The following is a 26,583-nucleotide window of genomic DNA, read 5'->3' as shown; positions in this document are numbered from 1 at the left end:
GCACAAGTGGCGCTCCAGGTCCATTGGGCTTTCCCAATGCGAGATCCGACTTATAGCGGAACCGGTCACCGAGATCGAATCATCTGTAAGTTGGGGGGATTCTCCGCGCTGCGCGCAGGAGCCGGCAAGTCCCCAGCGCGGGAAATGATTATTTGTTACCGCCCGGAACAAAATGTGACGACTAGAGGATCGCCACTGAACGTGGCAGCGATGCTATGGACTGGCTATCATGCATTGCTGCTGGTCAGTGCATGCACGGCGCGCAGATTGTCTTCCACGGACTCCCATGACACAACGCAAAGACGCCGCCGCCGAGCCCCCCCTCGAAGACCCCGCCCTCCTGCGCCGCCTCCTGCGCGCCAAGGACCGCATCGACGCCGCCTCTCACGAAGCCTGGCCCGTCGCGCGCCTGGCCGAAGTCAGCGGCGTCTCCGAAGCCCACTTCGCGCGCTCCTTCAAGCGCGCTTTCGGCATTCCGCCGCATCGCTATCTTCTGACGCGGCGCATCGAGCAGGCCACGACGCTTTTGCGCGACACCGACCTCAGCATCACCGATATTGCCTTCGCCACCGGCTGGGAGAGTCTCGGCACCTTCGGCCGCATCTTTCGCGACATCACCGGCATGAGCCCGGGCGCGATGCGCATCGAGGCGCGCGCCGGCACCCCGAGCATCGACCGCGTGCCTGCCTGCGTGCTGAAGGCCGCGCAGCGCCCCGGCCTCACGATCGCAGTTTTGGAGAAGCGGCGTCGCGTGGAGAAAGATAAAGTCCGGCCATCAACCAAGGAGATGACATGAACAACGGTATCAGCGTGGTGGGCCTGTATGTGGACGATCAGGACGAAGCGCTCGCGTTTTACGTCGATAAACTCGGATTTCGCGTGCACACGGACGTGCGCAACGGTCCGTATCGATGGCTCACGGTGCAGCATCCGGATCAGCCTTCGTTCCAGCTCGGCCTGTTCGCGCCCGGCGCGCCCATCCACGACGACGCCACCGCGCAAACCCTGCGCGCGATGGTCGCCAAGGGCGCGATGCCGCCGCTCGTGCTGTCGGTGGACGATTGCCGCGCCGCCTTCGAGCGGCTCAAGGCGAAAGGCGTGGAATTCACGCAGGAGCCGGTCGATCGATACGGCAGCGTCGATGCGGGTTTCCGCGATCCTGCAGGCAACGGCTGGAAGATGATTCAGGCGCCGCGCTGACAGGATCGGGAACGCGCTCAGTTCTTGTCCGCGACGACCTGATCGAAGCTGCCGCCATCGGCGAAATGCGTCTGCTGGGCCTTCTGCCAGTTGCCGAACATCTGCTCGACGGTGAAGGTTTTCAACGGCTTGAACTCGCTCGCGTGCTTCGCGAGCACGGCGGCATCGCGCGGCCGCAGATGATGCCGCGCGATGATTTCCTGCGCGGCGGGCGTGTACAGAAAGTCGAGATACGCCTGCGCCTGCTTGCGCGTGCCGCGCTTGTCCACCACCTTGTCGACGATCGAAACAGGCGGCTCCGCCAGCAGACTCACCGACGGATACACCGCCTCGAAATCCTTCGCCCCCGGTCCCGCGCTCATCAGGCCAACTTCGTTCTCGAAAGTGACGAGCACATCGCCGATGCCGCGCTGCGTGAAGGTCGTCGTCGCGCCGCGCCCGCCCGCGTCGAGCACGGGCACGTTCTTGAAAATCGCCTTTTCGAAGTCCTGCGCCTGCGCGTCGGTCGCGCCTTGCTGCTTCTTGTAGCCCCACGCGGCGAGATACGCATAGCGTCCGTTGCCCGAGGTCTTCGGATTCGCGATCACCACTTGAACGCCTGAACGCGCGAGGTCGTTCCAGTCCCGGATGTTCTTCGGATTGCCCTTGTGCACGAGGAACACCATCGTCGTCGTGTAGGGCGCGCTCGCGTCCGGCAGACGGCTGCGCCAGTTCGCGGGCACGAGCTGTCCGCGCTCGGCGAGCAGGTCGATGTCGTTGGGCTGGTTCATCGTCACGACGTCCGCCTGCAAGCCCTGCGTCACCGATAAGGCCTGCGCGCTCGATGCCCCGTGCGATTGCCGCACCGATACCGCTTCGCCTGTCTTCGTCTTGTAGTCCGCGACGAACGCGGCATCGATATCCTTGTACAGCTCGCGCGTCACGTCGTAGGACACGTTGAGCAGCGTCGTGTCCGCGAACGCGACATTCGCCGACGATACCGCGATGCCCAGCGAAAGCGCGATGACCAGCTTCTTATAGACCGCCATTTGTTCTCCAGAATCCGCACAACACACAAAGGCCGCCCGAAGGCGGCCATTCCCATGAAACGATTCCCGCGCCGCGCATCAACCGTAAGCGCGGCTCTCCGCTTCCTCGTATTCGGGCGACACATGCCGCGCCAGCGTTTCGACGAGATGCTTCGCAAGCGGCCACGGCCCGAATCCGGCCGCCGTGTTGATATGCCCCGCATCGCCCAGATTCACGAACGCGCTGTTGAAGCGCTGCGCCAGCGTGCGCGCTTCGTCGAGCGGCATCCACGGATCGGTTTCGCTGCCGACCACGAGCGACAGCGTCTGCAGCCGTCGCGCGCTGAACGCGCCCGCGAAGCGGAACTTCGCCGGACTCGCGGGCGCGACGAACAGCACGCCCTTGACGTTCGCGCACGGCGCCGGGTTGGCACCCGCGGGCGTCAATGCATGCGCCGTCGCGAGACAGCCGAAGCTGTGCGCGGCGATGACCACCGGGCCGTCGATATCCGCGAGCACGTCGCGCACGGCGTCGCTCCAGATCGCGAGATTGGGCGTGCTCCATTCGCGCTGCTCGACGCGCCGCGCGCCCGGCATCTCGCGCTCAAGCCAGCTCTGCCAATGCGCGTCCTCGCTGCCGTGCAAACCGGGCACGGTCACGAGCGTGACCGGTGACAAAGACGGCGCTCCCGCTTCCGGTGCGTCCCACGCGCTGCGCTCACTCATGTTCGATCCTCGCTGCGAGTCGATCTGGCAAGGCTTCATTCTCGGGCAGCGCGCGCGTACGGCTAACCAATATTTCGTCATTTGTTTATGGCGATGCGCGCCGCGACGCGCCGCTATAATCGCAGCACGCCGCAAGCGCCCTCTTCCCCTTCATCGCCAATGTCCAGTCGCCGTCCGTCCATCTCGCCCGATGCGCCCGTGCCGCTCTACGCGCAAATCAAGGACGTGCTGCGCTCGGGCATTCTCGATGGCCGCTACCCGCCGCACAGCCGCATGCCTTCGGAAAGCGAGTTGCAGACGATGTTCGACGTGAGCCGCATCACGATTCGCCAGGCGCTCGGCGATCTGCAAAAGGAAGGGCTGATCTTCAAGGTCCACGGCAAGGGCTCGTTCGTGTCGCAGCCCGCGAAGGCGTATCAGAACGTCACGTCCTTGCAGGGTTTCGCCGAAGCCATGGCGGAGAAGGGACACGAGATCGTCAATCGCGTCGTGCAATTGAGCTTCGTGCCTGCGTCCGCCGAAGTCGCCGCGCGGCTCGCGCTGGCCGAAGGCAGCAACGTCGCGGAGATTCATCGCGTGCGGCTGCTCGATCGCACGCCGGTGTCGTATGAAGTCACGTTTCTGCCCGAAGCCATCGGGCGGCGCATCGAGCGCGCCGATCTCGCCACGCGCGACATCTTCCTCATGCTGGAAAACGACTGCGCCGTGCCGCTCGGCGCGGCGGATCTCGCGATCGACGCCATCGCCGCGCCTTCCGCCATCGCGGATGCGCTCGCCGTGAAGAAAGGCGCGCCGCTCCTGCGCATCGAGCGGCTCACGCATGATGCCGATGGCAAGCCCATCGACTTCGAATATCTCTACTTTCGCGGCGATACGTTTCAGTATCGCCTGCGCATCGACCGCTAGCGGCCCGGTAGTTGCTCGCTAATGGCTCGCTAGTGGCTGATCATCCACGGACGTCCCGCCGGCGACTTCATCGCGGGCCGCGCCACATCGTTTGACGTTGACGCACGCGGCGCGCAACAGCTGCATCCCGGTCCGTGACGATAGCCGAGACTCTTCGAGCTGGTCGGCGCATTCGCGCTGCGTTCGTTGGTCGCGAACGCGTTGCGCGCAGCTTGCGGCATCAGCGAAAGCGCCGTGCTCGTGACCGCGCGCGTGGTTTGCACGCCGCATTCGGGACAAAGATGCGGCAGATCGCGATCCGCGATGCTGCGCATCACGTCGAAGCTGCCGCACGATTCGCATTCGTATTGGTAGATCGGCATCGAGTCTCCGCTCCGGAAAAAAGACGGCGCGATGGCCCTCGCATCGCGCCGTCCGATCACGACGGCATCACGCCTTGTCCTGCGACAGCGGAATATCCACGCCGCCCTTCACCGCCTTGACGGGACCATCGGCGTTGGGGCGAATGTCGAAATCGAAGATCTGCGTGGGCAGCCACAAGGTCGCGCACGCATTCGGTATATCGACGACGCCGCTGATATGCCCCTGCACGGGCGCCGTGCCGAGGATCGAGTAAGCCTGGGCGCGCGTGTAACCGAACTTGGTCAGATATTCGATCGCATTGAGACACGCCTGCCGATAGGCGATATGCACGTCGAGGTAATGCTGCTTGCCCGCTTCATCGACGGAAATGCCTTCGAAAATGAGGTAATCGTCATAGCGCGGCGTGATCGGGCTCGGCTTGAAGATCGGATTCTTGATGCCGTACTTCGCCATGCCGTCCTTGATGACGTTCACACGCATATGCACCCAGCCCGCCATTTCGATCGCGCCGCAGAAGGTGATTTCGCCATCGCCCTGACTGAAGTGCAGATCGCCGACGGACAAGCCCGCGCCGTCCACATACACCGGGAAGAAGATCTTCGAGCCGCGCGACAGGTCCTTGATGTCGCAGTTGCCGCCATGCTCGCGCGGCGGCACCGTGCGCGCGCCTTCGGATGCGGCCTTCTCGCGTGCGTTGCCCGTCAGCTTGCCCATGTGTGCGGTCGCGGCGAACGGCGGGTTCGCGAGCGGCGGCACGCGGTCGGGCTGAGTCGCGATGAAGTCGACTTCGCGCTGATTCCACGTCGCGAGCAGCTTCGGATCGGGCAGGCAGCCGATCAGTCCAGGGTGAATCAGCCCGGCGAACGACACCTGCGGCACGTGGCGCGATGTCGTATAGAGGCCATGAAAATCCCAGATGGATTTCTGCGCGAGCGGAAAGTGATCCGTCAGGAAGCCGCCGCCGTTCTTCTTCGAGAAGAAGCCGTTGAAGCCCCACTGGCTGTCCTGCTTCGTGCCGATATCGAGCAGATCGACGACCAGCAGATCGCCGGGCGCCGCGCCGTGCACGCCCACCGGACCCGACAGAAAGTGCACGATCGACAGATCGATGTCGCGCACGTCGTCCGCCGAGTCGTTGTTCTTGATGAAGCCGCCTGTCCAGTCATAGGTCTCGAGAATGAAATCGTCGCCGGGTTTGACCCATGTGGCCATCGGAATGTCGGGATGCCAGCGATTGTGCACCTGCTCGTTGTCGAATGCGGACTGTTTCAGATCGACCTTGATGAGCGTTTCAGCCATGACGAATGTCTCCTTGTCGGATCAGGCCGGCTCGCATGCCGGCATAGGGACAGCACTTCGGTTGCAGCGTGGGTTGCAGCTTCGGTTGCTGCGTGGGTCAGCTCAGCGTGCCGTTGAGCAAGAGATAGCCCGGAAGCCAGCCGGTCAGAATGCCCGCGATCACGGTGACCGCGCCGGTCAGCTTCACGATCGGACGTTGCAGCGCGAGCAGCACGAAGAACAGCAGCCACAGGAACGCCCAGCCGAACCAGCAGAGCGCGAACCAGACGCCCCATGTGGTGCTCGCGTGCGTGATCGAATCGATGCCGACCGGAACGATGGTGATCGCCACGAACAGGCTGAACCAGCCGAGGCCCCGCCCATCCGCGCCGTTATACCGATTGATGGCGACCCAGAAGTACGTGAACGTGAACAGCAGCGTGAGCGCGGCCGCCTTGATCGACGCCGCGTCCGCGTCCGAACCGAACGCGAGCTTCAGCGATGCGAGCAGCGTGACGCCGCCCGCGAATACATTGATGACCCATATCTCGCGGTCGCCGATCTTCCCCAGCAACCAGAGCCCGTTGAGAAACAGCACGGCGCCGACATAAAGCAAACACAAACCCAGCATGGTCATCTCCTCATGGCGCGTAAGCTGCGGCGCAAGGTGTCTGCGGTCAGATTGCGTTCACGATGCACGCGCGCCTGGATCACGGAACAGGCGATTCAGGCGGCGCGGCTTTGGACACGACTCATGATAGGGATGCGTACGAACGCGCGAATCCCCTAGCGCGAGGATTTTGCTTCGCCCATCCGGGGCATGCGGCCTCACCCAGTTGGGTGAGGTTTCGGGTCAGAGTGAAATGCAGATGCGACCGTGCAGATGAACGAGTTCCATCTGGCTGTGGGTGTCGGTCTTCTGAAAAATCTGCTTGAGATGGCTACGCGCGGTGTTCTCGGACACATGCAATTCGCGCGCGGCGCTCGCGATGGAATGCCCGGTGACGATCAGCGAACTCATGCGCGCCTGCGCCGGGCTCAGCCCGAACTGATGCACGAACGCGCAATCGGCGTGTTCGTCTTCCGATGGCGCGTTGAGCGCCGTGACGATGGCGAGATTGCGCACCTCGCCGAGTTCCGCGCTGAATACGGAGCCTGCGGCGCGCACCGAAATCACCGCGGGTTCCGAACGTCCTGGCGCGGACAACGAAAGCACCTGCGCCGTGCGCTCCTCCGCATTCATCGATGCATGCGTCGCGCGCGCGATGGCTTCCTGCAGCACGCGATCGTCGGCGCCCGCTGCCGCCACGATGCGGCCATCTTCGACACGCAATCCCGCCACGGACTCCGCCGCGCCGTGCGCGTGCCCGCTGTCGAACACCATGCGACCCTGCGCATCGACGAGCAGCGCCGCGCGCGCGTGCGTGTTCACGATGCGGCGCAATGCGCGATTCATGTCGTCGGTTTCGCGCAGCCGCCAGCGCAGATCGAGCGCCAGCGTCAGATGCGGCAACAGCGCGGCGAAGGCATTCTTCTCGCGCGGACCGAAGCGCGGCTCATCGGGACCGCGATGCAGATCGAGGTAGTAGACGAGCGTGCTGCGTCGCGCAATCACGCCGCACAGCCGATGATAGAGACCGTGCGGCTGCATGAGACCGCGATAAAAATCCGTCTTGACGAGCTCGCGATTGCTGAGGAGTTCCTCGCCCGCCATCACGCGCCCTTCGCGATACGCGTCGCTCGACAGGAACCACGGATTGCGCGATGCGTAATCCGAAAGGGCCGCGCACAAGTGCGGATCGCGCGGCGCGGAATAAAGCGCGAGGCCCGCGCGCGTGGCGAAACTATGACGCGCGAGCGCCGCCCAGCGCACGCGAAAGCGCTCGCGTATCTGCGCGAGCACGCTGCACCAGGCGTCGTCGGAGTCGCCTGCTGCGTGCACGTGATAAATCAGGTCGTCGCCGGCAACAGGTGCCACGGCGCTCGCAAACAGCGGCGTCATGTCTGCTCCGAAACGGAGATGAAAATGCGGGAGGGATTCGTCCGCCAGTGTTGCAGACAGCCGTTCGCGGTCAATCGGCACAAACCCGCGCCGCGCTGCGTTCGCCCCTTGCAGGAAGGATTCGCCGCAATATTGCGGCATTGCAGCTTTGAGCGAATAATCGGAGCGTCTTGTCGAAGGCGATCGAAGAACACAATCGAAGAAGGCAAGCGCTGCGCCCTTCAACTCGTGCCACGCCGAACCGTCATGCGCATCAAACGCGACTATCAATCCTGGGTGGCCAACGAAACGCTCGAAGATTACGCGCTGCGTTACGCGGCGAGTTCGTACCGGCGCTGGTCGCCGGCCACACTCGCCAACACCGCGATAGGCGGCATCTCCTTTCTCGCGCTCGAAGCCATCGGCGCGAGCATCACGCTGAGCTTCGGCTTTCATAACGCGTTTCCCGCGATACTCGTCGTCTGCGCGCTGATCTTTCTCGTGAGCGTGCCGATCGCGTATTACTCCAGCGAAGCCAATGTCGATATCGATCTGCTCACGCGCGGCGCGGGCTTCGGCTATGTCGGGTCCACCATCACGTCGCTGATCTACGCGTCCTTCACGTTCATCTTCTTCGCGCTCGAAGCCGCGATTCTCGCGCAGGCGCTGGAGCTCGCGGCGGGCATCAACATCGTGATCGGCTATCTGCTGTCGTCGTTGCTGATCATTCCGCTCGTGTTCTTCGGCGTCACGCTCATCAACAAGCTGCAGAGATGGACGCAGCCGCTCTGGGCGATCCTGCTCGTCGCGCCGTTCGTCTTCATTCTCTGGCAGGACCCGGATGTGCTGCATCGATGGGCCGCGTTTCCCGGGCTCGGCGCGAATGCGCAGGCGAGAGGCGGCAGCATCGACGTATTGCTGTTCGGCGCGGCTGCGGGCGTGCTGTTCTCGCTGATGGGGCAGATCGGCGAACAGGTCGATTACCTGCGTTTTCTGCCGGATCGGACCGCGAAGAACCGCGTTTCGTGGTGGACCGCGATGCTCTCGGCCGGTCCCGGATGGATCGTCGTGGGCGGGCTCAAGCTTCTCGCGGGCAGCCTGCTCGCCGTGCTCGCGTTGCAGGATGGCGTGCCCGCCGTCGATGCCGTCGTGCCCGTGCACATGTATGTCACCGCCTACCGTCACGTGTTCGACAACCCCGCGCTCGCGCTCGCGGTGGCCACGCTGTTCGTCGTGATCTCGCAGGTGAAGATCAACGTGACCAACGCCTACGCCGGATCGCTCGCGTGGTCGAACGTGTTCGCGCGGCTCACGCACTATCATCCGGGGCGCGTCGTCTGGCTCGTGTTCAACGTAATGATCGCGTTGCTGCTCACCTTGCTCGGCATCTTCAAGACGCTGGAAACGGTGCTGAGCGTGTATTCGAATCTCGTCATCGCATGGCTCGGCGCGCTGGTCGCGGACCTCGTCGTGCTCAAGCCGCTCGGCGTGAGTCCGCGACGCATCGAGTTCAAGCGCGCGCATCTGTATCAGGTGAATCCGGTGGGTTGCGGCGCGATGCTGATTGCATCCGTCGTGTCCACTTGCGCATTCGCCGGATTGTTCGGCGATTACGCGCGCGCGTATTCCGCGTTCATCGCGCTGTTCCTCGCTTTCGTCAGCGCAATCGCGATCGCTTACGCGACCGGCGGACGCTATTACATCGCGCGCGTGGACGAAAGGCACGCCGACGTGCCGCGCACGCAACTCGTGCGCTGCTGCATCTGCGAGCGCGACTACGAAGCCGCCGACATGGCGTGGTGCCCGTTCAATCAAGGCTCGATCTGCTCGCTGTGCTGCGGTCTCGACAATCATTGCCGCGACCGTTGCAAGATGCCGGCGGCACCGAATGTCAGCGCGGCTACGGAGCCGCCCGGACCCAGCACGCTCGCGCCGCATTTCGGGCGACGCATCGGCCGCTTCTTCGGGCTGTTCGTGATCGCATCGACGGCGACGGGCGCGGTGTTTCTGCTTTCATACCGGCTGATCGAAATCGCGGACGCAAGCGCGCGCGGACAGATCGGCGACGTGCTGCTGCACACCTATGCGGCCACGCTGCCGCTGCTCGCGTTCGGCACATGGTGGATCGTGCTGTCGCAGGAAAGCCGCGAGCTCGCGCAGGCGGACTTGCTGCAATCGCTGCACAACCTCGAAGCGACGCGCAAGGAACTCGTCGAATCGGAACGCATGGCGTCGCTCGGCGGACTCGTCGCCGGTGTCGCGCACGAGATCAATACGCCGGTCGGCATCGTCGTGAGCGCGGCCTCGTATCTGCGCGATCGCACCGAAACCATCAGCGACAGTCTCGCGCGTCAGGAACTCACCGAGGAAGCGCTCGGCAGCTATCTGCGCGATGCCGGCCAGTCCACGCGCCTCATGCTCTCGAACGCCGATCGCGCCGCGCGGCTCGTGCAGAGCTTCAAGCAGGTCGCCGTCGATCAGGTCAGCGAGGCGCGGCGTCAGTTCGATCTCGGCGAATACATGCGCGAGACCGTGCTGAGCGTCGAGCCGAAGCTGCGCGGCACGCGCGTGTCGCTGCGCGTCGATTGTCCTCCCGGCATCGTGATGGACTCGTATCCGGGACCGCTCGCGCAAGTGCTCACCAATCTGATCGTCAACTCGCTCGTGCATGCGTTCGCGCCCGGCGAGTTGGGGCATATCGTGATTTCCGCGCGCCGTGCGGGCGAGTCGCATGTCGTGATCGAACACGCGGACGATGGCTGCGGCATTCCGGACGAACTGCACGAACGCATCTTCGAACCGTTCTTCACGACGCGGCGCGGTTCGGGCGGCAGCGGCCTGGGCCTGCATCTCGCGTATGCGCTCGTCACGCGCGCGCTCGACGGCACGCTCGCGGTGCGTCATGGCGCGGGCAAGGGCAGCGTGTTCGTGCTCACCTTGCCGCGCGTCGCGCACTCGCAGGGCGGCGCGATTCACGCGCTTCGCAACGCGCAGGGAGAACGGCCATGACCGCGCCTTCGTGGCTGCGCAGCGAGAGCTCGCGCAACGATGCCTCGCGCACGCTCGCGGGACCTCAAGCGCCGCCGTGGCCCGTGCTGCTCGTCGATGACGCGCCGGAGATCCACGAAGTCACGCGCCTCGTGCTCGCCGATGCGACGTTCTCCGGCCGCGCCATCGAACTGACGAGCGCGCATTCGGCGGCGGAAGCGCGCGTGTGGCTCGCGGCGCATCCCGGCACGGCGCTGATCCTGCTCGATGTCGTGATGGAAGCCGACGATGCGGGACTCGAACTCGTGCGCCATATCCGCGACACGCTCCACGATCATGACGTGCAGATCATCCTGCGCACGGGCCAGCCCGGCATGGCGCCGGAGCGCGACGTCATCACGCGTTACGAGATCAACGGGTACTTTCTCAAGACCGAATTGACGGCGCAGAAGCTCACGTCCATCGTCGTGACGGGACTGCGCACTTACGAGACCATCATGGCGCTGCGCGGCGTGCATGCGCTGTCCGCCGAGCCCGCGACGAGCGATACGCGCGGGCCGACGGATCGCGAACACGATCGCGCGTTGTGCGCCGATCTGGACGCCGCGTTGCTGACAGATAACGTCATCGTGCATGCATTGCCGCAGATCGATCTTGCGTCGAATGCGGTGAAGGGCATCGAGATGAGACCCGCGTGGCCGACGCGCGATGGCGCGATCACGCCGCAACGCATCGTCGCGATGACGGACGATGCCGCGCTGCTGGCATCGTTCGACCGCGCGATGCTGCGTCATGCATGCGCGCTCGCTCGCCAGTACCGCGACGACGGCGCGACGCCCGCGCCCCGCGTCTGCGTGCCGCTGCTGTTGAAAGGCGCGAGCGACGACGAGCTCATCGCGATGATCAGGACCGCGCTCGCGGATGCGAATCTGCAAGGCGATGCGCTCGACGTGCAGTTCAACGGCGCGCTGCTCGGCGAACGGCGCATGGCCGCGCGCGCGTTGCAGAAGCTGGGCGTATCGATCACGCTGGTGGACTTCGGCCTCGAACGCATCTCGCTGTTCGATCTGCAGGCGCTATGTCCGGATCGCATCCGCATTCACGAGAGCTTCGTCGAGGACGTGACGCGTCGTCAGGAGCGCGCGGTGGTCGCGCGGGCGATCGTAGCGCTCGCGCATACGCTCGGCGTGAGCGCCATCGCCGATGGCGTGTCGAACTGCGATGATCTTCAGTTCTTCCGCTGGGAAGGCTGCGATCTCGCGCAAGGCGATGCGCTCGCGCCGGCGCAGCGCGTGTGATCTCCTATGAACGCCGCGACAGCGCGGCGTTCAGTCATGCACGCTCAGCGCCAGCGCCCTCAACAACGCCGCGCCATCACCGCTCCACGCGCTGCCATGCATGCAGGCGAGCGTCGTCGGTTCGAGTTGCGCGAGACGCTCGAACATCGCATCGGCGTTTCGCGTGTGCGAGAAGTAGTCCATGCTGCGCCGGAATGCTTCGCTCGGCCCGAGTATGTCGGCTGTCGTGAGCGCAGGCAGCGTCGCGCCGCCCTGCGTGAACAGATCGCCGCACAACAGGGTGCGCGTGTGCTCTTCCATCAGAAAGCCGCATTCCCACGCGTGCGGCAGATGCGGCGTGTCGAGCCATTTCACGCGATGACGTCCGAGCGAAATGGCCTGACCATCCGCGAGCGCGACGGGCGCGCGATCCGCGAGATCCGAGATCGACACCATCGCCGCGACGGTGCCGCATAGCGGCGCGGCATCGGGCGCGGTCGCCAGCCATTCGTTGAGCGAGCCGCATTCGTCCGCTTCGACATGCGAGAACGCGATGTGCCGCAGCGTCGAAGGATCGATCACATGCGAGAGCGCTTCGTGCACGAGGGGAAACATGCGGCGCGGGCCGGTGTGGAACAAGAGCGGCTCGTCATCGACGATCAGATATTGATTGAACGAGAAGCCGCCCGCGTCGCCCGGCAGCGTGACGGGCGTGTTGATGCGATACAGGCCATCCGCTATTTCCTCGACGTTCGTGCCCGCTTGCGAGTTGGTGGTGACCATGCGCGTCTCCGCTAGTTGTTCAACTTTCTGTACGCATTCAGATGCCGGATGAGGCCGCGCCTGTCGCCGCGTTTCTCAAGCAGAATCGCGAGATTGTGATGCGCATCGGCGTATTCGGGATCCACCGCGAGGCACTGCTCATACGCGCGGCGGGCGTCGTCGAGTCGACCGAGCATGTCGAGCGCGACGGCGCGGTTGAAATGCAGGATTGCATCGTTCGGGAAATGGACGAGCGCTTCATCGAAGACTCGCAAGGCATCGCCGCAATGATTTTCGCTATCGCACAGCAGCGCGCCGAGATCGACATACGCCGAGTAAAAAGGCTCGGGCGACACTTCGATCGCGCGTCTGTAGCCGTGCTCCGCTCCTTGCGGATCGGTCGCGACCCGTTGCTCCGCCAGCCGATACCACTCCTGCGCTTGCGCGGCCGCCGCGCTCTTGCGTTCAGGCGTTGCATCGAGCAGCACGACGTCGCCCTTGACTTCGGCGACTTCGAAATCGAGCAGCATCTGTCCGGTCACCGCATCCCAGCGCGAAGGCCCTGTCTTCACGACGATCGAGTTGCCTTCCGCCGCCACCCGGATTCCGGACAACGGCAACGCATCGGGCAACTCGCGCCGGAGCCGTGCGAGCGCCTCGCGTATCTTGCGCGGCGACGTCTTGCTCGACCTGAGTTGCAGCGCGGTGCGCAACATGACGACATCCTGAAACGAGAAGCGCAGTTCGTTGCGCGGACCGCGCGACGGGCTCACGAGTCCAAGCTCGACCAGACCTTCGACGACGCGCCGCGACACGCCCAACATCGACTGAAGTTTTGCGAGTGAAACGTCGTGCGAGATGTTGCGTCGGGTCACTTGCGGGCGCGGACTTTCGCGGGTGCTTCGGTGGATACATCGGCGGATGCTTTCGGCGCACGCGCAGCCGGCTTTCTGGCTTTCGGAACCTCGACTTCTTCTGACGCCTTCGCTATAGTCTTGCGCCGCGTCGCCGGCTTGGCCTTTGCGCCGCCCTTTGCGAGACTCGCGCGCAGCGCTTCCATCAGATCGATGACTTCGCCGCCCGGCGCGGCTTCATCGGCTTGCGCCATCACGATCTGCTTGCCTTCGATCTTTGTGTCGATGGCGGCGAGGATGCGCTTCTTCTCTTCGTCTTCGTATGCGGACGCATCGTAGGCATCTTCCGCGCCCTGCTCGATGATCTGAATCGCGAGTTTCAATTCCGAGTCGGAAACCGAAACGTGCTCGATGTTGAGTTCCTTGAGCGACCGCACTTCATCCGCGAACAGCAATTGCTGAAACACCATGCCGTCTTCGGCCGGCCTTATCTGCACGATTCGCGTTCGGCCTTTGTATGACCATTTGGCGAGCGCGCATCGGCCGGTCTTCGCGAGCGCGTCGTGCAGAAGGCTGTATGGCTTCGCACCGCGCTTGTCGGGTGCGATGAAGTAGGCCTTGTCATAAAACACCGGATCGACGGATTTCTCCGGAACGAACGAAACGATTTCCACGACGTGACTCGCGCTTTCCTCCAGCGCCTTGAGTTCGTCGCCCGTGAAAATCACATACTTGTCTTTCTCGAACTGATAACCCTTCTGCATCGCCGATCGTTCGACGACATTGCCCGTCACTTCAGAAATGTATTGCTGCTTGACTCGCGAGCCATCGGGCGCGAGCAGGTTGAAGCGTATCTCCGAGGCACTTTCAGTGGCCGAATATAGCTTCACGGGAATAGAGACCAATCCGAAGGAAAGGGACAGCGAGGCGATCGAGCGGGCCGGCATGTGCATCTCCCTGGCCGGCGAATTGAAGGCGCCGGTCGTATGCAGAGCAATCCAGTATCCCGTAACGGCTCACGGGCGCTTACGAAGAATAGCACCACCTGCGCAGACTCGTAGGACGTGTGGACCCACCGCATCGCAACGACGCATCGATTCGACACGTGCGTCATTCCCCTGCAGGAATTGGCTTCGAAGAAACAGTCTTCTCCGCCATGACCACCGTGTTTGCAATGCGGTCGTGAAGAGCCTGCTTGCGCGGGTTGAACATCACCCAAGCAAAGCCCGCACCGCACATGGCGAAGGTGAGCAGATAGCCCACTGTGCGGAGCGCGGCTTGTTTCACCGTCATCGGCTGATGGCTGTCGGCGTCGACGATCCTCAGCCCCGCCATACGCTTGCCTGGTGAAGTGCCCCACACGGCCCATAGCACACCCGTGATGAGTATTGGAAGGCATTGCGCCAGCAACAGCCATGCAAGCAGAGTCGTCGCAAACGCATCGGGCGAAAGCGGAATATCTTCGATGGAAGGCCCGAGCGGAACGAAGAGAAGGATCAACGTCCACCAGATCGAGTCGATGAACAGAGCGCGAGCGCGCTCGGAATAAGTGGCGAGCCGCATGGTGAGAACAAGACTATCTCGCTGAGGTTCTTCCTCTGTGTGGGAAATCGTCCTGTCTCTCCGGCAGTTGCCTTTTCGTGCTTAACGCGCGGACACGTCCTTCGCCTGGACATCGATTGTCGCCGGGGTCGCGGTTGAGTTGGCGGTCGACGTCGAGCCGCTACCGATGCCTTCCTTGAAGGCCTTGACCGCTCCACCGAGGTCGGAACCGGCGCTACGAAGCCGCTTCGTACCGAAAATAAGCGCAACAATGGCCAGAACGATGAGCCAATGACCGATGCTAAGACTTCCCATATCACACACTCCTAAAACGAAAAGCAAAGTCGAACAAACAGAATGCGCAATATTTACCCGGTGACTGCATCCAACCACATCTGGTCGGACGAGCCTGCGCATCCGCCGCGTATTCTGTCATAAAAATCAACCATTTATGTGACCCTCTTTCGGGGAAAAGCCCTACTCGACGATTCTTGCGGAAATTATTACGAGTACCGCGGCGCCTTGTTCGACTCGACAGGTGATCGGACAGCAGAAGCCTCACGCTCGACCAGCGCCGTTGCCCATCTCGATGTTCATCGCGTCGCCGATCGGAAAGAGGCGATTGCCTGGGGGATGCACGCCAGTGATCCCGAGAGCGCGCGACCACGCACGTCATGACGGCGCTTCATCGGAATGTTGCTGGACTTGTCGGGACTCCAGATCCATCGCCACGAGCACGCTGCACGAAACCCGATCGAGCAGCCTGCCATCGTCCTGACCACTCCACCATCGCGCGAGAAGGCCACTGCGATGATGCCCGACCACGATGAGATCGATCTTCAGCTCTTCTGCAAACCGCGGGATCTGACTCATCGGGTTGCCGATTGCGAAGTGGCCGGAGGCGAACACGCCGAGTTGCGCCAGCCTGCTCACGCCTTCACGCAATATCTCCTTCGCCGACATCTCTTCGAGTTCGAAGGGAATCGCGGGAACGGTGTCGAGGCCTCGCGTCCACGCGGCGTCGTCCAATACGGCAAGCAGATGTGTTTCTGCGTGGAGCTGCCGGGCGAGTTCGGCGCCAAGCCGCAACGCGCAACGTCCCTCGCGCGTGGCGTTATAGCACAACAGGATTCGTTGATAACTGATCATCATGCCTCCCATCCGGCATCACATCAAATATATCACATTGTGATGTAATTAATGCGAGGCGGTATGGGTGATGTCCCTCGCCTTGCGAGCTGTGTTTCTCATAAGCGAAAATGAAGAATTGATCATTCAAAATGAAATGCCAGTGCAGGACCGCGGTATGTGTGAAGGGAGGCGTCATGGCATCGACGATCTGGAACGCGATGATCATCGCAGTTCGCTTTCGTGCGGAAGCCCGTTGGCGAGGACAGCTTGCGAGGGCGCTCGTTGCATGCCTCATACTCGCCGCGCCTCTCGCAGGCCGCGCCCAGACGCCGTCGCCGCTCAACGAATGGCAATACTCCGCGGGCGTACCACTGGAAAAGCTCTTCGAAGCGAACCGCGCCGACTGGGAGGTGCGCATCGGAGTCGGCACAGCGTTCCGGCCACGCTATGACGGCTCGGACCGCTATCACGCCCTCGTCGGTCCGAGCCTCGACATAAGGTACAAAGACCTTGCCTTCTGGTCGACCGGCGAAGGCATCGGCATGAACGTGCTTCAAGGCGAGAACTGGCGCGTGAGCGTCGCGGGCGTCTACGATCTTGGTCGGCGAGGTCACGACGATCCCTCCCGCCTGAACGGGCTCGGCAACATCAACCCCGCGCCGGAACTGAAGCTGGCTGCGGACTACGTCGTATCGAAGGGGTTTCCGCTCGTATTGCGCGCCGCGATCACCCGAAGCTTCGGCGGCTCCAACGGCTGGATCGCTGATCTCGGCGCTTACATGCCGATGCCTGGCAGCTCAAAAACGTTCTTCTGGTTCGCCGGTCCATCAGTGACCTTCGCCGACTCGACCTACATGAACAGCTGGTTCGGAGTGAACGCGACACAAGCCGCCGCGTCGGGTTATCCCGAGTACGACGCGCACGCCGGATTGAAATCGGCCGGTGTCGGCGTCACGCTCGTATGGTTCATCGACAAACATTGGTTCATGACCGCCGATGGCGCACTCAAGCGACTGCTCGGCAGCGCCGCCAATAGTCCCATCACACAGACCAAAACCGGAGCCGGCTGCAACCTGTCGATCAACTACCAGTTCTGATGTATCGATGCTGCGCGTAACGGCTCGATGCGGCGTACGAATTGCTGGGGGATCGAATGTTCCGATCATCGATCATTGAAGGGGTCGGGCGCGTGAAGCCGACACTCCCATTACTGGCAGTCAGTTTCTTCGCGGCCGACGTGCAAGCAGGCGCAGGCCCTTTTCTGGGCGTGTATCTGCAGGCGCAAGGCTGGACAACGGGGTCGATCGGCACGCTGCTCACGATCGGCAGCGTCATCGGCATGCTCGTGACGACGCCCGCCGGCGCGCTCGTCGATGCGATCTACCACAGGCGCGCCGTGGTCGTCGGGGCCAATGCGCTCACGATCGTCGCGGCGTGCGTGATCTGTCTGTCGCAGCATTTCTGGCCCATCACGCTTTCGCAGATCGCGACGGCGATCGCGGGCTCGGCCATGGGTCCCGCATTGACCGGACTGACGCTCGGCATGGCCGGACGGAAAAACTTCGACCGGCAATACGGTCGGAATCAGGCGGCCAACCATGCCGGAAACATCGCTGTGGCCGCACTCTCCGGCGTACTCGGATGGACGTTCGGCATCCGGTATGTATTCGGACTCGCGGCGGCGTTCGGTGTCGCGTGCGTCGTATCGGTACTGCTGATTCCCGCTGAGGCCGTGCATCGTCACTACGCGCGCGGCCTCGCTCATGACGACGCCACGGATCAGTCGCTGGTGCACGCGGACAGCACGCGCGTGCTGTTGCGCTGCCGGCCGTTGCTCGTGCTCGCGCTCGTGCTCGCCGTATTCAGCCTCGGCAACTCCGCCATGCTGCCGCTCTACAGTCTTGCGCTCGCGGCGGCCCACCGTAACGACGCAAGCGCGATCACGGCGGCGAACATCGTCGTCTCGCAGATCGTCATGCTGATCGCGGCGGCCTGTTCGAGCCGCGCGATCCGCCGCTGGGGTCACTGGTGGATCATCCTCGCGACGCTCATCATGCTGCCCTTGCGCGGCCTCGCGGCCGCATGGCTCACCACGCCGCTGGGCATCTTGCCGGTGCAACTGTTCGACGGCCTCGGCTCCGGTCTGCGAAGCGTCGCCGTGCCGGCACTCGTAGTGCATCTGTTGCACGGCAGCGGGCGCGTGAATCTCGGCCAGGGTGCGGTACAAACCATCGAAGCCGCGGGAGGCGCGCTGAGTCCGCTGCTGGGCGGATGGCTTGCACGCGAGTTCGGCTTTACGGTGGCGTTCATCGCGCTGGGAAGCCTCGCGGCCATCTCGCTGATCGTGTGGATCGCGCAAGGATCACGGATACGACAAGCCTGCGAGACGCGCTCCGGCGAGCTGGAGAAGATGCCGGATATCGACGCATCGGCGCTGTTTCCCTGATCTGGAAGCCGGCGAAACTCAAACGCCCTTCGCGAGCGCTTTGCGCCATTTCGGCATGGGACGGCGGATCACGCTGCTTCGCGCACCTTTCAGCACTTCGAATTCGGTGTTTCCGTTCGCTCGCGTGAAGCGAATGTCGAAACGCTGTTCGCCAAGCCTTAGGTTTCGCAAGGTCAGCGTGTCGATCCACGGCGGCAGGACAGGGTCTACGTATAACCGCTTCGCCGGCGCGTCGGGTTGAAGGCCGAGGATTGCGTATAAGAACGAAAAAATCGATCCCGCCGCCCATGCTTGCGGCACATTCGCACCGATGTGCTGCACGGGAAAGCTAGCGTCCGTGCGCTGCAGCCCCGCGTAGAGTTCAGGCAACTGATTCAGCGCGAAGAAGGCGCCTGCATCGCATATCTCTTTCGCGATGCAGCCCGCTTCATCGGCAAAACCGTAACGCTTGAATCCTTCCACGATGAGTCCGTTGTCATGCGGCCAGACGGCGCCATTCTGATAGGAATGCGGATTGAAGGCGGGATGCTTCGAGGACAGCGTGCGAATTCCCCAACCGCTGCGCATGTCGGGTTCCATCAGCCTGTGCACCACGCGGCTGGCACGCTCCGGGGGAACGATTCCCGACCAAAGGCAGTGGCCCGCGTTCGACGCGATGCTCATCACACGCTGCTTACCGCCGTCGAGACAGAACGCATAGAAACCGGCGTGCTCATCCCAAAACACGTCATTGAATCGCTCGAACAGCTCAACTGCCTTCGCACGAAGGCGGGATGCGCGGCGCTTCTGGTCGAGCATGTCATAGATTGCCGCCATGCGAAGCCATGCGTCATAAACATAGCCTTGCAGCTCGCAAAGCGCCGTCGGCCCCTCGACGAGCGCGCCGTCCGGGTAGACGAGCGCATCGCCGGCATCTTTCCAGCCTTGGTTTCGCAGACCGTCCGACGACCGCGTTTCGTATTCCTGGAAGCCGTCGCCATCACGATCGCCGTAACGGTCGATCCACTTCAGACACCGCTCCGCGTTGGGCAAATGACGCATGATCAGCTCGCGGTCTCCGGTGCAGCACCAGGCCGCATGCAGCACGATCAGATACAAGAGCGTTGCGTCCGCGGTTCCATAGTACGGCGTGTGAGGAATGAGCCCGAGTTGCGCGAGCTCGCCCCGGCGCAACTCGTGCATGATCTTGCCCGGCTCGGCGTCGCGGAAGTCGTCGCGTTCGACGGCCTGTCGCGCGCCGAGCGTCGCCAGCGACCCGCGCGCGAATCCCGAATAAACAAGCGATGTCTGCAACGATGTGATCAGGCTGTCACGCCCGAACAACGCGACGAACCACGGCAGTCCGGCTGCCGGCACCAGTTGGCGACGGCCGTCTTCGTGTTCCGGCACCCGCAATGCAGCGACGTCGTCGGTCGCCTGCCGGAAAAGACGCCTGAACGTTTCGTTACTGCACTCGAGCGATGGGATCGCACGCTGCCATTGGGCGAGACGCTTTCCTTCCGGTGAGGCATCGTTTCCCGCGCCGCATGTCTGCGGCGCATGCGCAATCCTGCCGTTGTCGTCGAGATCGTATTTCAGGCAGCCATGCCAACGGCCCCCAGGCTGCAGGCTGACCGCAAACGTGATGCGGCCGTTCGCGTAACTGGCGCGGGCGTCGCTGTTGTGGACGCACATACGGATGCCGCGGCGAAAGTGCTGATTCCGGTACGTAGTGACGAGCCGTTGCTGGCGCTCGTTCCATGTCGTGACCACACGGCCGCGACGAACGACGTTCCCGGCCTTGACTTCGAATATGTCGGCGAAGTCGCTGCGCACCGCGATTTCGAGGTTGAACGACACGGCGCACAGGCCGTGATTGACGATGTCCACGTCCTCGTGGATGCCGCCGCCTACGTTACGCGTCAGCGTCAGGCTGATCGTATGTGCATCGATCGGCCCGTCCTCGCTGTCGAGCGCGCGATTCGCGAGAAAGATTTTCGTCGCGAAGGAGCGTAGCGCGCCGGAACTCAGCAATTCCCACGGCTCGCCGTTGGCGAAGATCGTCCAGTTGCTGATCAGGCGCGTGTCGTGGAAGTAAAGGCCCTTCTGCGACCCGCTGGTGATCTGCCCATCGAGTTCCGTCAGGAAAACCGTGTGCCCCTGGTGGATGGCAAGCTGCGGCGGACCGATCTTCACCTCGAGCGACATGTCCGTGCCTCTTCGAAACGGCCGCGCGATGTGGCGCCGGCATGAGGAATGCTTGAACAAGCATCGATAGCGGCGCGGCGGATCCCAACTGGCGCCAGGAGTCCGATGCGCAGCCAACCTACCTCCTAGCATTTTTCGTTCCGACGACCGCGCAGGAGGCAGCGGCCTCGCAATCAGCGCTCGTTCCGATGACAGCATTCCTCGCGCAGAAGCGACTGCACCTCGTTTTCATCTTTGGCCTCTGGTGCAAGGCGCTTCTTGCCATTCCAGAAGTGATCGCCGGCGTCGCGACGTTGGTCGTGTCGCGCGACGGTCTGCTCGCGTTCGTCGTCTGGGTTACCGACGATGATTTCGGCGAAGGCCAGCATGGTCTCCTCGCAGGCTTTCTCTTTCATACCGTGCAGCACCTTTCCATCGGCACACAGAAATTCGCGGCCATTTATCTGCTAGGTCACGGAACCCTCAAATTGTGGCTGATCGTTGGTTTGCTACGTAAGAAGGTTTGGTACTTTCCCGTAGCAATCGCAATCTTCACCTTATTCGTCGCCTACCAGTCTTATCGATACACCATGACTCATTCGCCATGGCTGATTTTCATAACCGGACTGGATCTCGTCATCATCGCGCTGACATGGCATGAGTATCGAGAGCTTCGAGGGCAATAAGCAAGACGTCTATCATTGGAAACAACATCACGAAAAAACAATGGAGACTGCCATGAAGCTATCCTGGTCGAGTGCAAGCGCGTCCGGTTTCGCGGCCGCAACCGCTGTCACCGGATTCATGTTTCTCGGGATGCCATCTGTTTCGTTTGCCCAGACGGGCGGCGCATGCATACCCGTTTCCGAAAGAAGCACCGAATATGGCTGCTTCGTCCACGCCGAACAACACCTTCAAGGCCTGCCACGGGAACCATTGTTCTGGCATATCGACCGCTTTCCGAATCGCACGAAAGCCGAAGCGGCGCTGCAGACGAACGGAACGGTCGTCGAAATCCTCGGGCAGGTTTGGCTTTTCACAATTGCGGGGAAGGCCTGGCGATCGTCTTCCGGAAAACATATCGCCAGCGTGGGCCCGTTGACGCTTCCCGTGGCGAAAAGCTTCATGGCAACGTATATGGAGGGCAATTTCAAACCGGGTATGCAGTCGACGGTTCATCGGCATCCGGGCACCGAAGCCTGGTTCGTTCTCTCAGGGGCTCAATGTCTTGAGACGCCGCAGGGCAAACAAATCGGGCGACCGGGCGCCCCTCCTGTAATCGTCCCTCCAGGAGAACCGATGCTTCTCACGGGCATCGGCAAGGAACAGGGCCACTGGCTCGTGCTGATCCTGATGGACGCCACAATGCCGCACGGATTGCCTGCCGAAGACTGGACGCCAGGGCATATCTGCGAGCAGGCCGAGGCGGGTTGAACTGCAAGCCTCCTGTGATGCCCTCGCGGATTGCAGCCATCGCTTTCCGGTCGAGTCGTCGCACTTCTTGAACATCAGCCAGCTGTCGTTCGGAGGCCGCCCTTGATCGCGCCACGTGCCTAATGCATTGATAACCAATCAACATCAATGCTTCGAAAAATTGCACTTCTCGTTTCAGTCGACTTGAGCAAACATCGATCCTCAAGACGTTCATGAAACGCATCGACAGAATACGGAGACAGGCGCGAGACGCAGAGCAGCGTTTCGCTGCATTCCAGTGCCAGCCCGATCACGGGCGCCGCCTGCCGTCGCCGACGCGTCTCGCCTGACCCTTCTCGCCATGTGAATCCTGCCACCGCCTTCGGGCGTGTCCACGGCAGCGGCGCTTCTCGCGTCCGCCAAAGCGAGCCAAACGAATACCCAGTACTTGCTTCATTCGTCATTGCCTTGAAATTCAGGAGACACTCACATGCAGATCACCGGAATGTTGCACGGCTCCCGCCTGTTGCAATTTGTCGGCTTTCCGTCCAGCGAAGTGCTGGGCCCCGGCGCGAGCGAAGAAGAGATCAAATCGCTTATCGACCGACACGGCCAGATATTCATCAAGCCGGTATTCAAGGGCGGCGTGGGCAAAAAGGGCAAAGCCGGCCTGCTCGGCCGCGCGACCGATCTCAAGACAGCACTCTCGGAAAAAGAGCGACTGTATTTCGCCGAACACGCAGTGGGCCACCTGAAGGCGAAAGCAAACGGCGTGACGTTCGAAGCAGGCGTGCCGGCAACGCACGAAGTCTATTTCTCGATCACCGATTCCACGCGTTTTCGCGCGCCGACGATGACGCTTTCGCATATGGGCGGCATGGATATCGAGGAAGTCGATCCGAAGCACGTCGCGATGGTGCCATTCGATGCGCTGACCGGATTGAAGGCATTCGTCGTCGCGAATGCGCTGAGCGAAATCGGCGCCCCGCGTGAAATCATCTCGCCGCTCGTGCAGCAGTTGCCGAAGCTCTGGGAGCTCTTCCACGACTTCGGCATGACGACGCTCGAACTCAATCCAATCCGCATGCGCGAGGACAAGAAGGGACGCCTCACGCCCGTGGCGTGCGACTTCAAGTGCGGATTCGATCGCGACGATCCGCGTTTCTCGCGGCTCGGCTTGCCTGCGCATCTGTTCGCCGCCGATTACTCGGATTTCGAGCAGGAGATCAATCAATTGCGCACGCATCAGGGACAAAGCGACGTGTACGTGATCAACGAGCGCGGCACCATCCTCGCGCCCACCTTCGGCGGCGGCGCGAATTCCCTCGTCACGGAAATGCTGGGCGACGCGGCCATCATCTCGTCGGACTTCGGCGGCAATCCTCCCTACGAGAAGATGAAGGAAGTCGCGCGCATCTGCTTCCGGCACTGGCTGAAGCAGTCCAATGTCCTGTTCATCATCGGCGGCAAGTCCAACAACACCGACATCTACGAAACCCTGCGCGCGATGGCCGATGCGCTGCGCGAGCACTTCAGCGAGCACGGTCCGACGCCGCTCTATGTCGTCCTCGGGCGCGGCGGCCCGAATCTCGTGCGGGGCATGTCCGCACTACGCGACACCTGCGATGCGCTCGGCCTGCCCTATCGCCTGTTCGGCTTCGATTCCGACATCAGCGAAGTGATCCAGTACGCGCGCCGCGCCGACTCGTGGATGCAGTCCGGCGGCCGCGCGCAGGTCGCGGCGCGCATCGGCGCGCGCGACGTTCAATCGCAAACGGCAATTGCCTGAGGAGATCGAACATGAACAAGCAAGGCAACGGTCGCTTCAAATACTTCGTCGGAACCCAGTCGCTTGCGCACATCGCCACGCGTGAAGATCGCGTCTGTGTGCTCAACATCCTCGGCGGGGAGTCATCGGACGTGACGCCGGTGAGTCATGCATTCTCGGGCGCGAATATCGTGTTCGGCACCGCGCCCGGCAAAGGCGGACAGGCGCTCGCGACGCCCGCAGGCGACATTCCCGTCTTCAACAACGTGCGCGAGGGTCTGGAAGCCGGCCATCGGTTCAACTGCGGCGTCGTGTATCTGCCGCCATCGGCCGCGCGCGACGGCGTGGCCGAACTGATCCGCGTGAATCCGGATTTGCGCAAGATCTTCATCATCACGGAGAAGATCGCCGTGCACGACGCTCGTGAGATCCGCGCAATGGGACAGCAGGCGGGCATCGACATCTTCGGCGCGAACGGGCTGGGCGTCGCGGACTCGTGGCAGCGCGTGCGCATCGGCGGCGCGCTCGGCGGCGACGATCCGGGCGCGACCTTGCGCCAGGGATCGATCGCGATCTTCTCCAATTCGGGCGGCTTCAGCACCACGATCGCGCAGTACCTGCGCATGAGCGGCTGGGGCACCTCGACGGTCATTTCCAGCGGCAAGGATGTCTATATCCACTATGCCGCGCCGGAGTTCGCCTTCGCCCTCGCCAACGACGCGCGCAGCAAGGCCGCCGTGCTGTACTGCGAGCCCGGCGGATACTACGAGGCCGACGCGGACTTCACGAAACCCGTGGTCGCGTGCGTAGTGGGCCGCTGGAAGAGCCGTCTCACGCGAGCAGTGGGACATGCGGGCGCGATGGCGGGCGGCGCCGACGATGCGCGCGCGAAGGAGCGCTGGTTCATGGAGAAATTCGGCGTGGAGCGGCTCTTCACGCCCGACGATCCGTGCTGCTCGGCGAAAGGCGCAGTCGTGACGAACATCGCGCATATTCCCGCCGCACTCACGGCGGTGATGCGCGCAAACGCGACGATGCCCGACTTCGAGCCCGAAGGCAGCCTCGCGCTCAAGCCGTGGTTCGGCTCGGATCAGGGGCTCGGGCTGCCCGACGATCTGGCGCTCGCAGTCGTCAAAGCCGTAGCGCCGTATGACGAGCAAGTCGCCCGCGTGAATGACCAGATCGGCGCGATCCTGCCGCGTCAGCCGTTGAAAGACGCCTCGGGCGCCTCGCAGATGGATGCGAAGACACAGGTCAGCAGCCTGCACGGCGTATCGATGCTCGAAGCGGCGACGCATTCCTTCGAAGCGAACGTGTGCCTCGCGCTGCTGCACGAGTTCGGCGGTGCAAACGACGAGAAGCTGATCGGCGTCGCGATCGGCGCGGCGGTGAACCTGCACGGCACGCCTGAACTGGCGGCGGCGCAGGCGTCGCGCGAGGCGGGCAATGCGCCCAACGCGGTGCTCGCCGCCGCCGCTGCGATCATCGGGCCGAATCGTCAGCGGGCGGCGCGCGAGGCCGCCAGGCTGATGATCGACCGCTTCGCGGCAGCGCAACTCGTGGACGCGTTCGATCGCGATTTCGACATCGACGCGATCGACACCGAAGGCAGCGCGGCCCTCTTCTCCGACGAGCCCGACCCAAAGGCGGATGCCATGCTCGCCGGTCTCGCCGCACGCGGTGTGAGTTCGGCATTCGTGCGGTGGCTTGTCAACGGCCCGGGCCATCCGCGCGCGCACGCCGTGCTCGCCGCCATCACGACGACACTGGCCTGGGGCCCGCTCCGGCGCAAACGCATCTCGCGTCTGACAGCGGAGAGCCTGCCCTGGTGGACGATGCTCTTCGGCACGCTGATCGGCGCGTCGGCGGACGCATCGCGTCATCATCCCGACAGCTTCTGCGACGTTTCCACCGAGGCATTGCTCGGCGAGCGCTCGCTGACGGAAGTGGCGTTCGCGGCGCTGCTCGGTCTGAAACCGTCCGCCGATGACCTGTTCGCGTTCAGGACGCTGACCGGATTGCTGCTCACGAACGGGCCGGGGGCGATCTCCGCACAGGGCGCGAAGGGCGCGGTCTCCGCCGACGGCCCCGAATCTCCCGAGCGCGTGCAACTGAACAAGGCGTTGACGGGCTTTCTCGCACACACGGGCTATACGCACGGCGGCAACGGCTACGAAGGTATCGCGTTTCTCAATGACGCGTTTCGCGACAGCGGCCTCGACGATCCCGCCGACGCGCATCACGGCGTGGACCTCGAAGCGCTCGCGCGCCAGTCCGTCGAGCACTACGCGCAGTACAAGGCTCGTCAGAAGCATGCTGGCAGCCTCGACATCGCCAAGCTGCCGGGCGTGAATCATCCGGTGTTCAAGGACAAGCCGGTGAATCACGACCCGCGCGAGGTGTTCATCGCCGGGCTTTATGAGTCGCGCGGCGAGTACAACGCGTTTCATGCGTACTACCGTGCGCTGGTGCAGGCATTGTTCGACGCGGGCGTGTCGCGCAACGTCTACTGCGTCAATGTCGATGCGGTGATCGCCGCGCTGCTGCTGAAGATGCTTTGGCAGCCGCTCAAACGCGGGGAATTCAGCGAGGCCGATCTCGAAACCGCGGCTTTCACGATCTTTCTGTATCCGCGCATGCTCGGTTGCGCCGCCGAAATCGACGATCACCTCAACCGCGGCCGCAACATGGACACGCGCACGGCCGCTTCGCATTGCCGCTTCGTGGCCTGACCACGGCTCCGGCGGCGCTGCTCACGGGACGCGCCGCCGGTGC

24 protein-coding genes are annotated in these 26,583 nt (G+C 63.1%); 11 read left to right on the top strand and 13 right to left on the bottom strand.

Features of this window, described 5'->3' with window-relative positions; translation table 11 throughout:
* The first annotated feature begins 286 nt into the window (after window positions 1-286).
* Window positions 287-796, top strand: a complete 510-nt coding sequence (locus tag AWB79_RS22655) for a helix-turn-helix domain-containing protein (protein WP_061169675.1) — start codon at window positions 287-289, stop codon at window positions 794-796.
* Entirely contained in the window at window positions 793-1,200 is a 408-nt protein-coding gene (locus AWB79_RS22650) for a VOC family protein (protein WP_061169674.1), read from the top strand. The genes AWB79_RS22655 and AWB79_RS22650 overlap by 4 nt, the downstream gene beginning before the upstream one ends.
* 17 nt (window positions 1,201-1,217) lie before the next feature.
* Here the strand turns inward: AWB79_RS22650 and AWB79_RS22645 are convergent, their stop codons facing one another.
* Together AWB79_RS22645 and AWB79_RS22640 are read right to left on the bottom strand one after the other, a co-directional pair.
* The gene (locus AWB79_RS22645; RefSeq protein ID WP_061169673.1) at window positions 1,218-2,228 is read right to left on the bottom strand and encodes a sulfate ABC transporter substrate-binding protein; all 1,011 of its coding nucleotides are present in this window, start codon (window positions 2,226-2,228) and stop codon (window positions 1,218-1,220) included.
* A 78-nt stretch (window positions 2,229-2,306) separates the two neighbouring features.
* Window positions 2,307-2,933, bottom strand: coding sequence for an RBBP9/YdeN family alpha/beta hydrolase (locus AWB79_RS22640; protein WP_061169672.1), 627 nt, complete (start codon window positions 2,931-2,933; stop codon window positions 2,307-2,309).
* A 159-nt stretch (window positions 2,934-3,092) separates the two neighbouring features.
* Here AWB79_RS22640 and AWB79_RS22635 point away from each other — a divergent pair, with 159 nt between their 5' ends.
* Window positions 3,093-3,839 (top strand): GntR family transcriptional regulator, encoded by a 747-nt coding sequence (locus AWB79_RS22635; RefSeq protein WP_061169707.1) that lies wholly within the window; start codon window positions 3,093-3,095, stop codon window positions 3,837-3,839.
* 29 nt (window positions 3,840-3,868) lie between these two features.
* On the opposite strand, the gene AWB79_RS22630 is transcribed toward AWB79_RS22635, so the two are convergent.
* The 4 genes from AWB79_RS22630 to AWB79_RS22615 all read right to left on the bottom strand — a co-directional run bounded on the left by AWB79_RS22630 (window position 3,869) and on the right by AWB79_RS22615 (window position 7,482).
* Entirely contained in the window at window positions 3,869-4,201 is a 333-nt protein-coding gene (locus AWB79_RS22630) for an FmdB family zinc ribbon protein (protein ID WP_061169671.1), read from the bottom strand.
* A 67-nt stretch (window positions 4,202-4,268) separates the two neighbouring features.
* A complete protein-coding gene (gene fmdA / locus AWB79_RS22625) occupies window positions 4,269-5,501 on the bottom strand; it encodes a formamidase (protein WP_061169670.1) in 1,233 nt (410 codons plus the stop codon).
* Window positions 5,502-5,598: 97 nt separating this feature from the next.
* Window positions 5,599-6,111, bottom strand: coding sequence for an AmiS/UreI family transporter (locus tag AWB79_RS22620; protein ID WP_061169706.1), 513 nt, complete (start codon window positions 6,109-6,111; stop codon window positions 5,599-5,601).
* 222 nt (window positions 6,112-6,333) lie between these two features.
* Window positions 6,334-7,482: a helix-turn-helix transcriptional regulator gene (locus AWB79_RS22615; RefSeq protein ID WP_063963528.1), complete on the bottom strand. Its 1,149-nt coding sequence runs from the start codon at window positions 7,480-7,482 to the stop codon at window positions 6,334-6,336.
* 246 nt (window positions 7,483-7,728) lie between these two features.
* On the opposite strand from AWB79_RS22615, the gene AWB79_RS22610 reads away from it, so the two are divergent.
* Together AWB79_RS22610 and AWB79_RS22605 are read left to right on the top strand one after the other, a co-directional pair.
* On the top strand, window positions 7,729-10,470 hold the full coding sequence (locus tag AWB79_RS22610) for an ATP-binding protein (protein WP_061169668.1): 2,742 nt from the start codon (window positions 7,729-7,731) through the stop codon (window positions 10,468-10,470).
* A complete protein-coding gene (locus tag AWB79_RS22605; protein WP_082862441.1) occupies window positions 10,467-11,747 on the top strand; it encodes an EAL domain-containing response regulator in 1,281 nt (426 codons plus the stop codon). The genes AWB79_RS22610 and AWB79_RS22605 overlap by 4 nt, the downstream gene beginning before the upstream one ends.
* A gap of 30 nt (window positions 11,748-11,777) precedes the next feature.
* Here AWB79_RS22605 and AWB79_RS22600 read toward each other — a convergent pair whose 3' ends face one another.
* The 6 genes from AWB79_RS22600 to AWB79_RS22575 all read right to left on the bottom strand — a co-directional run bounded on the left by AWB79_RS22600 (window position 11,778) and on the right by AWB79_RS22575 (window position 16,036).
* Window positions 11,778-12,509: an oxygen-binding di-iron domain-containing protein gene (locus AWB79_RS22600; RefSeq protein ID WP_061169667.1), complete on the bottom strand. Its 732-nt coding sequence runs from the start codon at window positions 12,507-12,509 to the stop codon at window positions 11,778-11,780.
* A gap of 11 nt (window positions 12,510-12,520) precedes the next feature.
* On the bottom strand, window positions 12,521-13,363 hold the full coding sequence (locus AWB79_RS22595; RefSeq protein WP_061169666.1) for a tetratricopeptide repeat protein: 843 nt from the start codon (window positions 13,361-13,363) through the stop codon (window positions 12,521-12,523).
* Entirely contained in the window at window positions 13,360-14,289 is a 930-nt protein-coding gene (ku, locus tag AWB79_RS22590) for a non-homologous end joining protein Ku (RefSeq protein WP_061169704.1), read from the bottom strand. Before ku ends, AWB79_RS22595 begins: the two co-directional genes overlap by 4 nt.
* A gap of 163 nt (window positions 14,290-14,452) precedes the next feature.
* Window positions 14,453-14,905, bottom strand: coding sequence for an RDD family protein (locus AWB79_RS22585; RefSeq protein WP_061169665.1), 453 nt, complete (start codon window positions 14,903-14,905; stop codon window positions 14,453-14,455).
* An 81-nt stretch (window positions 14,906-14,986) separates the two neighbouring features.
* On the bottom strand, window positions 14,987-15,199 hold the full coding sequence (gene tatA, locus AWB79_RS22580; RefSeq protein ID WP_061169664.1) for a Sec-independent protein translocase subunit TatA: 213 nt from the start codon (window positions 15,197-15,199) through the stop codon (window positions 14,987-14,989).
* A gap of 357 nt (window positions 15,200-15,556) precedes the next feature.
* Window positions 15,557-16,036, bottom strand: coding sequence for a universal stress protein (locus AWB79_RS22575; protein ID WP_232470970.1), 480 nt, complete (start codon window positions 16,034-16,036; stop codon window positions 15,557-15,559).
* A 197-nt stretch (window positions 16,037-16,233) separates the two neighbouring features.
* Between AWB79_RS22575 and AWB79_RS22570 the strand changes: the two genes are divergently transcribed.
* Together AWB79_RS22570 and AWB79_RS22565 are read left to right on the top strand one after the other, a co-directional pair.
* Complete coding sequence (locus AWB79_RS22570) at window positions 16,234-17,112, top strand: MipA/OmpV family protein (RefSeq protein WP_061169702.1); 879 nt, start codon at window positions 16,234-16,236, stop codon at window positions 17,110-17,112.
* 92 nt (window positions 17,113-17,204) lie between these two features.
* On the top strand, window positions 17,205-18,461 hold the full coding sequence (locus AWB79_RS22565) for an MFS transporter (RefSeq protein WP_232470969.1): 1,257 nt from the start codon (window positions 17,205-17,207) through the stop codon (window positions 18,459-18,461).
* Window positions 18,462-18,479: 18 nt separating this feature from the next.
* On the opposite strand, the gene AWB79_RS22560 is transcribed toward AWB79_RS22565, so the two are convergent.
* Window positions 18,480-20,648: an amylo-alpha-1,6-glucosidase gene (locus tag AWB79_RS22560; RefSeq protein ID WP_061169662.1), complete on the bottom strand. Its 2,169-nt coding sequence runs from the start codon at window positions 20,646-20,648 to the stop codon at window positions 18,480-18,482.
* Window positions 20,649-20,836: 188 nt separating this feature from the next.
* Here AWB79_RS22560 and AWB79_RS22555 point away from each other — a divergent pair, with 188 nt between their 5' ends.
* From AWB79_RS22555 to AWB79_RS22540, 4 genes are all read left to right on the top strand, one after another.
* Window positions 20,837-21,313 (top strand): DUF2127 domain-containing protein, encoded by a 477-nt coding sequence (locus AWB79_RS22555; RefSeq protein WP_061169661.1) that lies wholly within the window; start codon window positions 20,837-20,839, stop codon window positions 21,311-21,313.
* A complete protein-coding gene (locus AWB79_RS22550) occupies window positions 21,285-22,061 on the top strand; it encodes a hypothetical protein (RefSeq protein WP_157695831.1) in 777 nt (258 codons plus the stop codon). The genes AWB79_RS22555 and AWB79_RS22550 overlap by 29 nt, the downstream gene beginning before the upstream one ends.
* A 469-nt stretch (window positions 22,062-22,530) precedes the next feature.
* Window positions 22,531-23,829: an ATP citrate lyase citrate-binding domain-containing protein gene (locus AWB79_RS22545; protein ID WP_061169659.1), complete on the top strand. Its 1,299-nt coding sequence runs from the start codon at window positions 22,531-22,533 to the stop codon at window positions 23,827-23,829.
* A gap of 11 nt (window positions 23,830-23,840) precedes the next feature.
* Complete coding sequence (locus AWB79_RS22540; RefSeq protein ID WP_061169658.1) at window positions 23,841-26,540, top strand: CoA-binding protein; 2,700 nt, start codon at window positions 23,841-23,843, stop codon at window positions 26,538-26,540.
* Window positions 26,541-26,583 lie beyond the last annotated feature (43 nt).

Origin of the sequence: Caballeronia hypogeia (assembly GCF_001544875.2) — a bacterium.
Classification (GTDB): domain Bacteria; phylum Pseudomonadota; class Gammaproteobacteria; order Burkholderiales; family Burkholderiaceae; genus Caballeronia; species Caballeronia hypogeia.
The sequence above is the reverse complement of the archived record's forward strand: the minus strand, read 5'-3'. Positions and strand labels throughout refer to the sequence as shown.

Coding starts and splice junctions, on each gene's coding strand:
- AWB79_RS22645 (WP_061169673.1), bottom strand. CDS start 2,228: ATGGCGGTCTATAAGAAGCTGGTCATCGCGCTTTCGCTGGGCATCGCG.
- AWB79_RS22640 (WP_061169672.1), bottom strand. CDS start 2,933: ATGAGTGAGCGCAGCGCGTGGGACGCACCGGAAGCGGGAGCGCCGTCT.
- AWB79_RS22630 (WP_061169671.1), bottom strand. CDS start 4,201: ATGCCGATCTACCAATACGAATGCGAATCGTGCGGCAGCTTCGACGTG.
- AWB79_RS22560 (WP_061169662.1), bottom strand. CDS start 20,648: ATGTCGCTCGAGGTGAAGATCGGTCCGCCGCAGCTTGCCATCCACCAG.
- AWB79_RS22655 (WP_061169675.1), top strand. CDS start 287: ATGACACAACGCAAAGACGCCGCCGCCGAGCCCCCCCTCGAAGACCCC.
- AWB79_RS22570 (WP_061169702.1), top strand. CDS start 16,234: ATGATCATCGCAGTTCGCTTTCGTGCGGAAGCCCGTTGGCGAGGACAG.
- fmdA (WP_061169670.1), bottom strand. CDS start 5,501: ATGGCTGAAACGCTCATCAAGGTCGATCTGAAACAGTCCGCATTCGAC.
- tatA (WP_061169664.1), bottom strand. CDS start 15,199: ATGGGAAGTCTTAGCATCGGTCATTGGCTCATCGTTCTGGCCATTGTT.
- AWB79_RS22550 (WP_157695831.1), top strand. CDS start 21,285: ATGAGTATCGAGAGCTTCGAGGGCAATAAGCAAGACGTCTATCATTGG.
- AWB79_RS22605 (WP_082862441.1), top strand. CDS start 10,467: ATGACCGCGCCTTCGTGGCTGCGCAGCGAGAGCTCGCGCAACGATGCC.
- AWB79_RS22545 (WP_061169659.1), top strand. CDS start 22,531: ATGCAGATCACCGGAATGTTGCACGGCTCCCGCCTGTTGCAATTTGTC.
- AWB79_RS22585 (WP_061169665.1), bottom strand. CDS start 14,905: ATGCGGCTCGCCACTTATTCCGAGCGCGCTCGCGCTCTGTTCATCGAC.
- AWB79_RS22610 (WP_061169668.1), top strand. CDS start 7,729: ATGCGCATCAAACGCGACTATCAATCCTGGGTGGCCAACGAAACGCTC.
- AWB79_RS22555 (WP_061169661.1), top strand. CDS start 20,837: ATGACAGCATTCCTCGCGCAGAAGCGACTGCACCTCGTTTTCATCTTT.
- AWB79_RS22540 (WP_061169658.1), top strand. CDS start 23,841: ATGAACAAGCAAGGCAACGGTCGCTTCAAATACTTCGTCGGAACCCAG.
- AWB79_RS22615 (WP_063963528.1), bottom strand. CDS start 7,482: ATGACGCCGCTGTTTGCGAGCGCCGTGGCACCTGTTGCCGGCGACGAC.
- AWB79_RS22575 (WP_232470970.1), bottom strand. CDS start 16,036: ATGATGATCAGTTATCAACGAATCCTGTTGTGCTATAACGCCACGCGC.
- ku (WP_061169704.1), bottom strand. CDS start 14,289: ATGCCGGCCCGCTCGATCGCCTCGCTGTCCCTTTCCTTCGGATTGGTC.
- AWB79_RS22620 (WP_061169706.1), bottom strand. CDS start 6,111: ATGCTGGGTTTGTGTTTGCTTTATGTCGGCGCCGTGCTGTTTCTCAAC.
- AWB79_RS22650 (WP_061169674.1), top strand. CDS start 793: ATGAACAACGGTATCAGCGTGGTGGGCCTGTATGTGGACGATCAGGAC.
- AWB79_RS22600 (WP_061169667.1), bottom strand. CDS start 12,509: ATGGTCACCACCAACTCGCAAGCGGGCACGAACGTCGAGGAAATAGCG.
- AWB79_RS22635 (WP_061169707.1), top strand. CDS start 3,093: ATGTCCAGTCGCCGTCCGTCCATCTCGCCCGATGCGCCCGTGCCGCTC.